Below are 12,886 nucleotides of genomic sequence, written 5' to 3'. Positions count from 1 at the left end.
AGCAATGGGCGGATAAGGGAGATTCCTCGCTAACCCCTCCAGCGGAAATGCGCCCGTGCGCGGGCGTGCGAAGTGGCTGGTATGAGGCCGTTTGAAGGGGGGAATCACCGCGAACTGGTAGAGCTCCGCGGCTCAAGCGCGGCGGCGACATCCGAGCGGCGCGTTCCGCGGATCGCCGTGACGGGCGGCCCGTCGCGCCGCCTCACGCCGCGCCGCGGGCCCACCCCACCCAGCTACCGGCAGCCACCAGGGCGTTCCGCCTCGGGCGCGGCCCGCGCGCCCGCCGGAGCCCGCTGGCGTCCTCGCAGCGGGCCCACCCGGCCACCACGGGGACGCCACAGCGGCACCGCAGGTGAACAGTGTGTGAAAAACCGAGCTCAGACGCCGGACAGCCGACCCGACCTGCGGGGCCGCCGCAGCGTCCGCGCCGAACTGCTGGGCGCCGAAACCACCCCATGCCGCTGCCGCCACACCTGCCGGGTCACCCACACGTCCAGCACCCCCCAGGTCGCCGCCACTGTGCTGGCTATGGAGCTGAGCACCATGGGAAGCGCGAACCAGGAGTCCGTGAGCGTGCACAACACCGCCATCATCGCCTGGACCAGCGTCAACGCGATGATGAGCACGGCTCGCACGGCCGCCGTGCGCACCGGATCGGGCAGCCGCAGACGCCGTGCGGGCTCCTCCGTCCACAGCGAATATGGACGCTCGTACGGGATGTCGCGATTCTTTTCCATCAACATCTCCCCCTCCCCTGAGGTGCCCGGATTGAGTGGTTCCGAAAAGAGGGACATCGGCCGTAATCCACCCAGGCTTCCCCTCGGATCACGTACGACGATGAACGAAGGTTCCCGGAGGTCCGCGCGTTTCCAGCCACCCTACGTTGGCAGGGTTCTGCCATCCGTGGGAGCGCGATCCCTGGGCTGTGGGTTGAAAAGTCGGGGCAACAACGGACAACTCATGATCAAGGGCGCACCTGATGTGCTGTCAACGGCTGGACGTGTCTTCGAGTTGGTCACGCGGCAGTAGTAGGCTCGCGCCGCTTGTTGTCGGAACATCCCCCGCGTCTGCGGGGTTGACGTTAGGGAGGCCATGCGCTTTCGCGGTAAGTCGATCCGCCGGAAGATCGTGGCGCTGTTGCTGGTGCCGCTTGTCTCACTGACGGCAATCTGGGCCTTCGCTACAGTGATCACCAGTCGTGAGGCCATCCAGCTGATGGACGCGGCCGATGTCATCGACAAGGTCGGTGCGCCGGCAGAGGACGCGGTGCAGGCCATCCAGAAGGAGCGTCGACAGACGCTCATCTACCTCGCAGATCGCAATTCCAGCGCCCTCGCCCAGCTACGCGAGCGGCAGCACTACACGGACACGGTCCTGGACAAGCTGCGCGACAACGCGGGCAGCGAGGACACGCGTGACAGCATGAACTCCGACTCGGAGCGACAGCTCGCCACGTTCCTAGACAGCACCAAGGGCCTGGACGCGCTGCGCAGCAAGGTGGAGAACAACTCCATCAGCCGCAGCAGCGCGTTCGAGAAGTACAACTTCCTCGTGGACGGCGTCTACAACTTCCGTTACGCCCTGCACACGGTGCCCAACGCCGACATCGACAAGCACGGTCGCGCCATCGTCGCGATGATCCGTGCGCGTGAGGCGCTGGCCCGTGAGGACGCCCTGTACGTCGCGGGCGTCACGGCCAAGCGGATCAGTTGGCAGGACCTGCGGAAGATGTCGGACCTGCGCGCCGAGCGGGACCTGATCTACACCACCAACCTTCCGGTGCTGCCGGCGCACGAGCAGAAGATCATCCAGGACTATCGACAGACGTCCCCCGCCCCCGAGGCGCTGTACAACGTCGAGAACGCCATCCAGAACGCGGGCCCCGAGCGCACCATCGAGGTGGTGGACCGCAAGCGCTGGGAGGCCGCGGTCAACCCGTCGCTCGACGACTACGACAGCCTCGGCAAGCAGTACACCAAGCGGTACAAGGACGACGTCGTGAGCCCCGAGGCCACCCGCGTCCTGCTCCGTGCGGGCGCAGCCGGTGTGCTCGGCTTCCTCGCCCTGCTCGCCTCGCTGTTCGTCTCCATCCGCATCGGTCGGGCCCTCATCCGCGACCTCCAGCGCCTGCGCAAGGACGCCCACGAGGTCTCCGGAGTCCGACTGCCGAGCGTCATGCGCCGGCTCGCCGCGGGTGAGCAGGTCGACGTCGAGGCCGAGGCACCCCGCCTGGAATACGGCGGGGACGAGATGGGGCAGGTGGGCCAGGCCCTCAACACCCTCCAGCGCGCGGCCATCGAGGCCGCGGTCAAGCAGGCCGACATGCGGCGCGGCGTCTCCGAGGTGTTCGTCAACCTCGCCCGCCGCCACCAGGTCCTGCTGCACCGCCAGCTCACCCTCCTCGACGCGATGGAACGTCGCACCGAGGACACCGACGAGCTCGCCGACCTGTTCCGCCTGGACCACATGACCACCCGCATGCGGCGGCACGCCGAGGGTCTGGTCATCCTCTCCGGCGCGGCACCCTCCCGCCAGTGGCGCAAGCCCATCCAGCTCATGGACGTGGTCCGGGCCGCGGTCGCCGAGGTCGAGGACTACGAGCGAATAGAGGTGCGTCGACTGCCGCGACTGGCCGTCAACGGTCCCGCGGTCGCCGACCTCACCCACCTCATCGCCGAACTGCTGGAGAACGCCGCCGTCTTCTCGCCCCCGCACACCGCGGTACAGGTGCACGGCGAGCGGGTCTCCAACGGCTTCACCCTGGAGATCCACGACCGCGGCCTCGGCATGACCCCCGATGCGCTGCTCGAAGCCAACCTGCGGCTGGCCGAGACCCGCGACTTCGAACTCTCCGACACCGACCGCCTCGGCCTCTTCGTGGTCAGCCGGCTCGCCCAGCGCCAGGGCGTACGCGTCTCGCTCCAGCCCTCCCCGTACGGCGGCACCACCGCGGTCGTGCTCATCCCGGCCAACCTGCTCTCCGAGGGCGAGGTCGAGCTCGGCGGCGAGCGACCCAACGAGGACACGCGCAGGCTGCGCCCCTCCGAGACCGGCATCGCCGCGATCGGCCAGGGCTCTGGACCGCGCAAGGGCAAGCACGCCCGTGCGCTGGAGAACGACCCGCTGGACGGACCGGTTGAACTGGAGGCACCGATCACGCCGTTCGACGACGACGAGCCGGACGATGTGGAGGGCGGCTGGTTCCGTGGCCGCGGCGCGCCGCAGCCCGTACCGGACGCCGGTCCCACGACCGAGCACCAGCAGGCGATCGACGACCAGGCGCCCTCCGGCGAACCCGTCCCGCTGCCCCGGCGGCGGCACCCCGTGCTCGTCTCCGACCACGGACGCCCGGTGGACGGCCCCCGTGCCGGCCGCGACCAGCGCCCCGGCGGCGGCCAGGCGGCCCGCCCGATGGAGCCGGTGCCCGACCCCGAGCCCACGCTCACCGTGCAGCGCCCCGCACCGCCGGCGGCCCGGCCCGCCGCGCCCACCTCGGCCACGGGTCTGCCGCGCCGGGTCCGGCAGGCCAGCCTCGCCCCGCAGCTCAAGAAGGAACCCGCCCCGCAGGCGGAGCCGGAACCGCAGCCGGACGATTCTGACCCCCAGCGCGATGCCGAGATGGCGCGGGCCAAGATGGCCTCGCTCCAGCGCGGTTGGCAGCGCGGCCGGCAGCAGCACACCACCTCCGCCGACTCCAATGGCCCGGCGGGCACAGCACCAGGAACGACATGGGAGGGGGACGGTCGATGACCGCACCATTCAACGCCGCGCCTAGGCCATCGAGCGAGCTGAGCTGGCTGCTCGACGAGCTCGTCGAGCGGGTCGGAAGCATCAGCAAGGCGCTCGTGCTCTCCGGAGACGGACTGCCGACCGGCGCATCACGGGACCTGACCCGGGAGGACGGCGAGCACCTGGCCGCCGTCGCCTCTGGATTCCACAGCCTCGCCAAGGGCGTCGGTCGCCACTTCGAGGTCGGCCGGGTCCGGCAGACCATCGTGGAACTTGATGACGCGTTCCTCTTCGTGACCGCGGCCGGCGACGGTAGCTGTCTGGCCGTGCTCGCCGACGCCGACTCCGACGTCGGGCAGGTGGCGTACGAGATGACGCTCCTGGTCAAGCGCGTCGGCACTCACCTGGGTACCGCTCCGCGGTCCAGTGGGTGATGGGGTGACATGAACACAGACGGGGAAGACACAGCGCGTTGGTTCGACGACGCGGCGGGGCCGGTGGTTCGGCCGTACGCCATGACGCGTGGCCGGACCCGCAGCCTGACCGAAGAAAAGCTCGACCTGATAGCGGTGGTCATCGCCGACACGCTCAAGAGCCGGTCGGTATCTGATCAGACGCTGTCCCCGGAACACCTCGACATCGTCGAGTTGAGCCGGGAAGCCCCGCAGTCCGTCGCTGAGCTCGCGGCCGAACTCGACCTTCCGGTCGGCGTGGTCCGGGTACTCATCGGCGACCTGCTGCACGCGGCGCTCGTCCGCGTGTCCCGGCCCGTACCTCCGGCGGAACTGCCGGATGAGTGGATTCTGCGCGAGGTGATCAATGGTCTTCGGGCACTCTGACCGCGGGCGTTCCGGTGTCGTCGACCCGGTGACGCTGAAAATCCTGGTGGCAGGTGGTTTCGGCGCGGGCAAGACGACCCTGGTGGGCGCGGTCAGCGAGATCAAGCCGCTGCGTACCGAGGAACTGCTCAGCGAAGCCGGCCGGCCGGTGGACGACATCGGTGGGGTCGAAGGCAAGACGACCACCACCGTGGCCATGGACTTCGGGCGCATCACGCTCCGCGAGGACCTGGTGCTGTACCTGTTCGGCACGCCGGGGCAGGACCGCTTCTGGTTCCTGTGGGACGAGTTGGCGACCGGCGCGCTCGGCGCGGTGGTGCTGGCCGACACCCGGCGCCTGGAGGACTGCTTCGCCGCCGTCGACTACTTCGAGCGGCGCGGCATCGCCTTCACCGTCGCGGTGAACTGCTTCGACGGTGCCCTGCGGTTCCCCGAGGAGAGCGTGCGCGACGCGCTCGACCTCGACCCGGACGTGCCCGTGATGCTGTGTGACGCACGGCAGCGCGAGTCGACCAAGAGCGTGCTGATCTCCGTGGTCGAGCACGCCATGAAGATCGCCGCTGAGCAGCGGTTGGCCGCCGGCGGCTGACCGCACCCGATGCACCGCTGCGGCCCGTACCCCCAACGCCGGGGTACGGGCCGCAGTGCGTACGCGCCTAGCTCCCGTACGCGCCCGCCTCAGCCGGCCGCCCCCGGCGCGCCCCGACCGCGCTGCCGGTGGTCGTGCTCGGGATGCGCGGCCAGCCAGTCCCGGGCGATCGCCGACAACTCCGCGTCCCGGCCGGCCAGCATCATCGCGATCATCTGCCGGTCACCGCGCAGCGACCAGAGCGGGTGGCCGAAGGTCGCCGGGTTGTTGCGCTCGATCAGGAAGTGCGCCGGCCACGCCGTGCCGTACCCCACCACGGGCAGCGCCAGCACCCCGAACGGCCGCCGCCCGACCAGGGCGCGGACGGCGAGGGCGAGCCCGGTGAGGGTGCCCACCAGGTGGACCCACCGCGTCGCGGGGCGCGCGTGCATGGCCACGTAGTAGGGCCAGAACGCGTCGTACGAAGCAAACTTCTGCTCGTCCATCCGCACACCGTAGGGGACGCAACCGGGGCGCGGGGCGGAGCGTCCACTTCAGCGTGACCGGTCGGGTGGGGTCCACGGGGGTGGCTCTGCCCGGCCGGCCACGCGGCGCGGGTGCACGGCGAGCGCCACGCCCACCCGCACACCCAAAGCGCGCACACCCACACGCGCACATCCCCCTACACACCCCCACCGTGCCGCCGATCAGCAGACGACACGGGCGGCACCCGGAGCGTGCCGCCCCCTTCCGGCCACGGTCGCAGGCTGGTAGACCCGGGGCATGACCCGATGGAGTGCCGCCCTCCGCACGCTCGCCGCAGCCGTCGCCGCCCTCTCGCTCGTGAGCGGTGCGCCGGAACGGGCCCGGGCCACCCCCGAACCGACCGCGCCCGAGGGGTTCGTGGCGCTCCGCGACGTCGATCCCACGATCCTCCAGGAGATGCGCTACGTCACCCGGCACAACTTCGTGGGCCGGCCCGTCGACGGGTACCGGCAGCCGCTGTGCATCCTCACCGCACCCGCGGCGAAGGCCCTGCACCGCGCCCAACGCACCCTGCTCCGCCGCGGCTACTCGCTCAAGGTCTACGACTGCTACCGGCCGCAGCGCGCCGTCGACCACTTCGTACGCTGGGCCAAGGACCTGACCGACCAGCGGATGAAGGCCGAGTTCTACCCGCGGGTCGACAAGTCGAGACTGTTCGAAGACGGCTACATCGCCGAGAAGTCGGGCCACAGCCGCGGCTCCACGCTCGACCTGACCCTCGTGAAGCTCCCGGCGAAGCCCACCCGCCCCTACCGGCCGGGGCAGCCACTCGTCCCCTGCTACGCGCCACAGGGCGAACGCTTCCCCGACAATGCGGTGGACACCGGTACCGGCTTCGACTGCTTCGACACCCTGTCACACACGCTCGACCCCCGCGTGGTGGGCCGACAGCGCGCCCACCGACTGCTGCTCAAGGACACCCTGGAGCGAGCGGGCTTCCACAACCTGCCGGAGGAGTGGTGGCACTACACCTACCGGCCCGAACCCTTCCCCGACACCTACTTCGACTTCCCCGTCACCCGCGCGGCACTGCCCCACCACCCCTGAACGCTGGCGCCCGGCGCCCGCCGGTCACCACCCCGCCGCACCCGCCTCCGCATGCTCCAACCCCACCGCGTCCCCGCGCACCCGCATCGCGTACTTCACGTCTTCCGTGCCCTCCTGCTCCACGACCACCCGGTCCCCGCGCAACCGCGTCGTGAACCGCACCGTCGCGGGCTCGGCCCACCCCTCGCCCGCCTCGGTGACCAACACCCCGCCACCGGTGCGCCCCGCCACCGGCGCCCACACCTCCAACTCGGTCTCACCCCGCTCGCTCGCCACCGGCAACACCGAACCCGCCCGCACCAACACCGGCACCCGCGACAGCGGCGCCTCCACCACGGCCCGCCCCGGACCGTCATGAGCCCGCCCGGTCGCCGCGTCGTACCAACGGCCGCGCGGCAGCCGCACCGTACGCCGCCTGGCCCCCGCCTCCATGACCGGCGCCACCAGCAGCGAGTCACCCAGCAGGAAGGCGTCCTCACAGTCGCGCAGGGCACGGTCCTGCGGCCAGCGCCACCACAGCGGGCGGACGTAGGGCGCGCCGGTGCGCTGCGCCAGGTGCGCCAGGGTGAGGAAGTACGGCACCAGCCGCTGCCGCTCGCACAGGGCCGCCCGCGCGTGCTCCAACACCTCGGGACCGAACTCCCACGGCTCGCGCCGCCCCGCGGTCAGCGCCGCACGGGTACGGAACAGCGGCAGGTAGGCGCCGAGTTGCAGCCAGCGCAGGTACAGCTCGGGCTCCGGCGACCCCGTGAAGCCCCCGACGTCGGGACCCGAGTACGGCACCCCGCACAGCCCCAGCCCGAGCACCAGCGACAGCGAGGCCCGCAACCCGGGCCACCCGGTGGCCACGTCGCCCGACCAGGTGCCGCCGTACCGCTGGAGCCCCACCCAGCCCGAACGCGAGAACAGGAACGGGCGCTGCTCCGGCCGCAGCCGGCACAGCGCCTCGTGCCCGGCCCTGGCCATCGTCAGGCCGTAGACGTTGTGCGCCTGCCGGTGATCGCCGCCGTGCCCCTCCAGCGCGTGCCGCGCCGACAGCGGGAGCGTGGGATCGCCGAAGGCGGCGAAGGAGACCGGCTCGTTCATGTCGTGCCACACCCCGGCGAAGCCCTGCGCGAGCCGCTCCTCGTACCACTGGCCCCACCACTCCCGCACCCGCGGCGAGGTGAAGTCGGGGAAGACGCTCGCGCCCGGCCACACCTCACCGCGCACCTCCGCACCGCGCGCATCGCGCACGAAGACGTCCGACCGCACCCCGGACTCGTAGACCGGGTTGCCCGCCTCCGCCTTCACCCCCGGATCGACGATCGACACCAGCCGCACCCCGTCGTCGGCCAGGTCGGCCGCCAGCTTCGGCAGGTCGGGGAAGCGCTCGCGGTCCACCGTGAACACCCGGTTGCCGTCGAGGTGGTCGATGTCCAGGTGCAGCGCCGACAGCGGGAGGCCGCGCTCCAGGTAGCCGTTGACCACCCGGCGCACCTCCTCGTCGCTGCCGAACCCCCACCGCGCGTGGTGGTAGCCCAGCGCCCAGCGCGGCGGCAGCGCGGGGGAGCCGGTCAACTGCGCCCAGCCGTGCAGCACCCGTGCCGGTGTCCCCACGAACACCCAGTAGCGCAGCGGCCCGCCCTGCATCCGGACCTCGCAGCGGCCGGGCCGGTCGTGCCCGGACCCCTCACCCTCCACACCCTCGCGCAGCTTCACCTCGCCGTCCCACGTGTTGTCGTGGAACAACAGGTGGCAGCCCGCGTCGGCCACCACGAACTGCACCGGCATGGTCAGGGACAGCGGATCGTCCTCGGGCCCGAAGGAGCCCCCGGGGTCGGTGTTCCACAGCCGGTACGTACCGGTCCGCAGCCGCGGCCCCACGGCCCGCCCGCCAAGACCGAAGCAGCGGGCGTCGGCGGCCACCTCGGACCGCTGCGTCCAGCGCGGCGGCTCCGGGTCGCCCTCCCCGGCCGCGACCGGCTCCCACCAGCGCGGCGGCAACTCGCGCCGCAGCCGCACACCACCCGGCGTACGGATCTCCACCGCCCCGTCCCGCGCGATGGCCACCGTGACCCGCTCCGACACCACCCGCCAGCCGTCGTCCTTGTCGGGTTCCAGCACGGCCCGCTGGTCGACCTCGGGGCACGGCCCGGCCAGCGCGTACGACGGCTCGGGCGCCGCACCGTCCCAGCCGCAGAACACCGCACCGCCGGCGGCCACCTGCACGCGCAGCGAAGAGCGCGCGAACCGCACCACGCCCCCGCCGGGCAACGGCTCGGCGCCCTCGGCGACCCCGGGCATCCGGGCCCGCTCGGCGCCCGGCGCGGGAAGCGCGTCCGCGTCAAGACGGCGCCTGCGCCACGCGGCCCGCACGGTCCGCAGCCCCCCGGCCGAACCGACCACTTTCACCGACCGCACCAGGTCACGCGCATCCATGCTGATCACCCTGCCATCGCCGGGACCAGCCAGAAGCTTCGTTCAACTGTCGTTCACCCGCTGTCACCCGAGTCCACCGCCACCCGTGATCTTCGGCCCGCTCCGCCGCGCGAAATCCGCCATTCACACCCACTGCACGCGCACCGCACACCCTCACCGCACCCACACCGCACACCCACGCCCCACCCAACCCTGAGCCCACCCCACTCCCACCCAACCTCGCTCCCACCCACACCAGCCCGTGCAGTCGCCACCGTCACCCACCCACCACCCATCCCGCAGCCCTGCCGACCGTCCACCACGGACAGGCCCGAGCTCCCCACCGGCACCTCGTACGGGGCGCCGACCACCCGCGGCACGGACCCGGCACGGCCCCGCCATGGAGCAGGCCCACTCTGGTGCGGATGTCGATCACATGGCATCGTCCTGCTGAGCCGCGTCGCACCCACGCCCCACCACCACCGGGGCCCGTGCCCGAACGCGAGCGGACGCAACCACGTGCCGAGTCCGGGAGCCGAGATGACCACCGCACCGCAGCCAGCAGCCCAGCCGGAACCCCTGTGGAGCCCCGGCCCGGACCGCATCGCGCAGGCCCAGGTCACCCGCTTCCAGAGCTGGGCCACCGAGCGGTACGGCGCCCCGGCCGCCACTCCGGGCGACCCCGTCACCAGCTACGCCGAGCTGCACCGCTGGTCCGTGGAGCGCTTGCCGGAATTCTGGGAGGCGGTCACCCGATGGTTCGACGTCCGCTTCACCACTCCGTACGAGAGCGTGCTGGCCGACGCAACGATGCCCGGCGCCCGTTGGTTCCCCGGCGCCACCCTCAACTATGCGGAGCACGCGCTACGCACCGCCGACGACCCGGCCCGGGCCGATGAGCCCGCCCTGCTCTACGTCGACGAGACATCGGAGCCGCGCCCCGTGAGCTGGGCCACGCTACGCCGCGAGGTGGGCTCGCTCGCCGCCGAACTCCGTCGCCTCGGCGTACGCCCCGGCGACCGGGTCAGCGGCTACGTACCCAACATCCCGCAGGCCACGGTCGCCCTGCTGGCCACCGCAGCGGTGGGCGCCGTGTGGACGTCCTGCGCCCCCGACTTCGGCGCCCGCAGCGTCCTCGACCGCTTCCAGCAGGTGGAACCGGTCGTCCTGTTCACCGTCGACGGCTACCGCTACGGGGGCAAGGAACATGACCGCACGCAGACCGTCGCGGAACTCCGCGGCGAACTGCCCTCGCTGCGCGCCGTCGTCCACATCCCGCTGCTCGGCACCCCGGCCCCCGACGGCGCCCTGCTCTGGGACGACCTCACCGCCGCCGACACCGAACCTGTCTACGAGCCCGTCCCCTTCGACCACCCGCTGTGGGTCCTCTACTCCTCGGGCACGACCGGACTGCCCAAGGCCATCGTCCAGTCCCAGGGCGGCATCCTCGTCGAGCACCTCAAGCAGCTCGGCCTGCACAACGACATGGGCCCGGGCGACCGCTTCTTCTGGTTCACCTCCACCGGCTGGATGATGTGGAACTTCCTCGTCTCCGGCCTCCTCGTCGGCGCGACCGTGGTGCTGTACGACGGCAGCCCCGGCTACCCGGACACCGGCGCCCAGTGGCGCATCGCCGAACGCACCGGGGCGACCGTCTACGGCACGTCCGCCGCGTACGTGATGGCCTGCCGCAAGGCGGAGGTGCACCCCGGCCGCGACTTCGACCTCTCCCGCATCAAGTGCGTCGCCACCACCGGCTCCCCGCTGCCGCCCGACGGCTTCCGCTGGCTGCACGAGGAGGTGGCGGAAGACCTGTGGATCGCCTCCGTCAGCGGTGGTACCGACGTGTGTAGCTGCTTCGCCGGCGCCGTCGCCACGCTCCCGGTCTACATCGGCGAACTCCAGGCCCCCGGACTCGGCACCGACCTCCAGTCCTGGGACCCGCACGGCACACCGCTGATCGACGAGGTCGGCGAGCTGGTCGTCACCAACCCGATGCCGTCCATGCCGATCCGCTTCTGGAACGACCCCGACGGCAGCCGCTACCGCGACAGCTACTTCGAGATGTTCCCCGGCGCCTGGCGCCACGGCGACTGGATCACCCGCACCTCCCGCGGCAGCGTCATCATCCACGGCCGCTCCGACTCCACCCTGAACCGGCAGGGCGTCCGGATGGGCTCGGCCGACATCTACGAAGCCGTCGAGCGACTCCCCGAGATCAAGGAGTCCCTGGTCATCGGCGTCGAACAGGCCGACGGCGGCTACTGGATGCCGCTCTTCGTCCACCTCGCGCCCGGCGCCACACTCGACGACGCGCTCCGCGACAAGATCAAGACCATCATCCGGGCCCAGCTCTCGCCCCGCCACGTCCCCGACGAGGTCATCGAGGTCCCCGCGATCCCGCACACCCTCACCGGCAAGCGCATCGAGGTCCCGGTCAAGCGCCTCCTCCAGGGCGTCGCCCTGGACAAGGCGGTCAACGCCGGCTCCGTGGACGACGTCGAACTACTCCACTTCTACGAGCGCCTGGCCCGCGAACGCGCCACGACCACCGCCTGACCTGCACTCCCGCGGCATTGTCAGACCCTGCGGTTACGGTGAGTGAGCATTGATCACCGTAACCGCAGGGAGCCTCACATGCCATCCACACCGCACGACCGTCGACCCACCCACGAAGACAGGCCCGGGCCCGGTGGCCGACCTCCCACCGGACCCGATGCCCCCACACGCAGCCGCGGCCCTGGTGGCGCCGGCCGATCGACCGGCCCCGCAGGCCGTGGTCACCCGGGCGACCGGGCGGGGGCTGCGCCCGGCCCCGGGCCCGGCAGCCGTCGGACAAGCACCCGCGGCAGCCGCCGGTCCATCCGCCGTGCCCTGCGCCGCGAGTCACCCAGCGTGATCGCCGTGCTCGCCACCGAAGCAGACTTCACCACCATGCAGGGGTACGCGTCCTTCCCCTTCACCGACCACGCGCGCTACCTGCGCCAATTGGACGGCTGGCTCAGGGCCCGCACCCTGGGCGGTGAGCACACGACCATCGCCCTCTTCGACCCCGAACTCTTCCGCGCCTTCTGCGCCGAGCTGGGGCTCGACCCGGACCGCCCCACCAGCCGCGCCAGGTACGCGGCCGAGGCAGCCACCGCAGGCCCGACCCTGCGACACAGCGCGATCCCGCTGACCGACCTGGTGGCACTCCTGCACTCCAGCGGAGAGCGACACACCACCCTGGACCGTGCCATGACGGCCCTCACCGCGCTGGACACCTGCACCGCCTGCGGCCAAGGCGCGGCATCCACCGCCTTCGACCACGCCGGCGAAGCAATCGAGGCGCTGTTACGCGGGGCACGCCCGGGCCGCCACCACCTGGTGTGCAGCGTGTCCCTGGAGTCGGGCTCGCTGATCGCGGCACTCCATGTACGGACCGCGCCCGACACCCCCACCGACCCACCGGCGGAGGACGACGACCGGCACGCCTTCCGCATGGTGTTGGCCGTCGGGCTGGCAGGCGCCCATTCGGGAGGAGTCGTCCTGCGCACCACGGGCCCGGACGGACGCGACACGGTCCACGGCTGGGCCCTCCGCGACGGTTGGCTGGCTCCACTGACCGAGGCCCAGGTGTTCAGTGCCTACTGCACCGACCCCGATACCGGCGAGCCCGTTTCGCCCGAGCCCGGCGTGGAGTACCGGGCGGGCTTCTCCCTGCCGCACCCGGACGATCAACACCGATGAGGGAGGTGGGGGCGGCCTTCCCAGAAGG

10 protein-coding genes are annotated in these 12,886 nt (G+C 71.7%); 7 read left to right on the top strand and 3 right to left on the bottom strand.

Annotated elements, in window-relative coordinates:
• Positions 1-377: 377 nt before the first annotated feature.
• The gene (locus ACMA1D_RS21855) at positions 378-743 is read right to left on the bottom strand and encodes a hypothetical protein (RefSeq protein WP_414725706.1); all 366 of its coding nucleotides are present in this window, start codon (positions 741-743) and stop codon (positions 378-380) included.
• Between the two features lie 349 nt (positions 744-1,092).
• Here ACMA1D_RS21855 and ACMA1D_RS21850 point away from each other — a divergent pair, with 349 nt between their 5' ends.
• From ACMA1D_RS21850 to ACMA1D_RS21835, 4 genes are read left to right on the top strand one after another with little or no spacing between them, the layout of a single operon-like run.
• Positions 1,093-3,750 (top strand): nitrate- and nitrite sensing domain-containing protein, encoded by a 2,658-nt coding sequence (locus tag ACMA1D_RS21850; protein WP_414725705.1) that lies wholly within the window; start codon positions 1,093-1,095, stop codon positions 3,748-3,750.
• Positions 3,747-4,163, top strand: coding sequence for a roadblock/LC7 domain-containing protein (locus ACMA1D_RS21845; protein WP_176165406.1), 417 nt, complete (start codon positions 3,747-3,749; stop codon positions 4,161-4,163). Before ACMA1D_RS21850 ends, ACMA1D_RS21845 begins: the two co-directional genes overlap by 4 nt.
• A gap of 9 nt (positions 4,164-4,172) precedes the next feature.
• Positions 4,173-4,568: a DUF742 domain-containing protein gene (locus ACMA1D_RS21840; protein ID WP_349993509.1), complete on the top strand. Its 396-nt coding sequence runs from the start codon at positions 4,173-4,175 to the stop codon at positions 4,566-4,568.
• Complete coding sequence (locus ACMA1D_RS21835; protein ID WP_349993508.1) at positions 4,549-5,157, top strand: ATP/GTP-binding protein; 609 nt, start codon at positions 4,549-4,551, stop codon at positions 5,155-5,157. The genes ACMA1D_RS21840 and ACMA1D_RS21835 overlap by 20 nt, the downstream gene beginning before the upstream one ends.
• Positions 5,158-5,246: 89 nt before the next feature.
• Here the strand turns inward: ACMA1D_RS21835 and ACMA1D_RS21830 are convergent, their stop codons facing one another.
• Positions 5,247-5,642 (bottom strand): Mpo1-like protein, encoded by a 396-nt coding sequence (locus ACMA1D_RS21830; protein WP_414725704.1) that lies wholly within the window; start codon positions 5,640-5,642, stop codon positions 5,247-5,249.
• A 277-nt stretch (positions 5,643-5,919) separates the two neighbouring features.
• On the opposite strand from ACMA1D_RS21830, the gene ACMA1D_RS21825 reads away from it, so the two are divergent.
• On the top strand, positions 5,920-6,729 hold the full coding sequence (locus ACMA1D_RS21825) for a M15 family metallopeptidase (protein WP_414725703.1): 810 nt from the start codon (positions 5,920-5,922) through the stop codon (positions 6,727-6,729).
• 24 nt (positions 6,730-6,753) lie between these two features.
• On the opposite strand, the gene ACMA1D_RS21820 is transcribed toward ACMA1D_RS21825, so the two are convergent.
• A complete protein-coding gene (locus ACMA1D_RS21820; protein WP_414725702.1) occupies positions 6,754-9,150 on the bottom strand; it encodes a glycoside hydrolase family 31 protein in 2,397 nt (798 codons plus the stop codon).
• A gap of 519 nt (positions 9,151-9,669) precedes the next feature.
• Here ACMA1D_RS21820 and ACMA1D_RS21815 point away from each other — a divergent pair.
• Both ACMA1D_RS21815 and ACMA1D_RS21810 read left to right on the top strand, forming a co-directional pair.
• Positions 9,670-11,688: an acetoacetate--CoA ligase gene (locus tag ACMA1D_RS21815; protein ID WP_414725701.1), complete on the top strand. Its 2,019-nt coding sequence runs from the start codon at positions 9,670-9,672 to the stop codon at positions 11,686-11,688.
• A 345-nt stretch (positions 11,689-12,033) separates the two neighbouring features.
• The gene (locus ACMA1D_RS21810) at positions 12,034-12,858 is read left to right on the top strand and encodes a hypothetical protein (protein WP_414725700.1); all 825 of its coding nucleotides are present in this window, start codon (positions 12,034-12,036) and stop codon (positions 12,856-12,858) included.
• Positions 12,859-12,886: the final 28 nt, after the last annotated feature.

Source organism: Streptomyces sp. 796.1 (genome assembly GCF_047525675.1).
GTDB lineage: Bacteria > Actinomycetota > Actinomycetes > Streptomycetales > Streptomycetaceae > Streptomyces.
This window is presented reverse-complemented; position numbering and strand designations above follow the sequence as displayed.

Bases quoted from the DNA above. Each gene is read 5' to 3' on its own strand.
- ACMA1D_RS21855 (WP_414725706.1), bottom strand. From the start codon at position 743: ATGTTGATGGAAAAGAATCGCGACATCCCGTACGAGCGTCCATATTCG.
- ACMA1D_RS21850 (WP_414725705.1), top strand. From the start codon at position 1,093: ATGCGCTTTCGCGGTAAGTCGATCCGCCGGAAGATCGTGGCGCTGTTG.
- ACMA1D_RS21845 (WP_176165406.1), top strand. From the start codon at position 3,747: ATGACCGCACCATTCAACGCCGCGCCTAGGCCATCGAGCGAGCTGAGC.
- ACMA1D_RS21840 (WP_349993509.1), top strand. From the start codon at position 4,173: ATGAACACAGACGGGGAAGACACAGCGCGTTGGTTCGACGACGCGGCG.
- ACMA1D_RS21835 (WP_349993508.1), top strand. From the start codon at position 4,549: ATGGTCTTCGGGCACTCTGACCGCGGGCGTTCCGGTGTCGTCGACCCG.
- ACMA1D_RS21830 (WP_414725704.1), bottom strand. From the start codon at position 5,642: ATGGACGAGCAGAAGTTTGCTTCGTACGACGCGTTCTGGCCCTACTAC.
- ACMA1D_RS21825 (WP_414725703.1), top strand. From the start codon at position 5,920: ATGACCCGATGGAGTGCCGCCCTCCGCACGCTCGCCGCAGCCGTCGCC.
- ACMA1D_RS21820 (WP_414725702.1), bottom strand. From the start codon at position 9,150: ATGGATGCGCGTGACCTGGTGCGGTCGGTGAAAGTGGTCGGTTCGGCC.
- ACMA1D_RS21815 (WP_414725701.1), top strand. From the start codon at position 9,670: ATGACCACCGCACCGCAGCCAGCAGCCCAGCCGGAACCCCTGTGGAGC.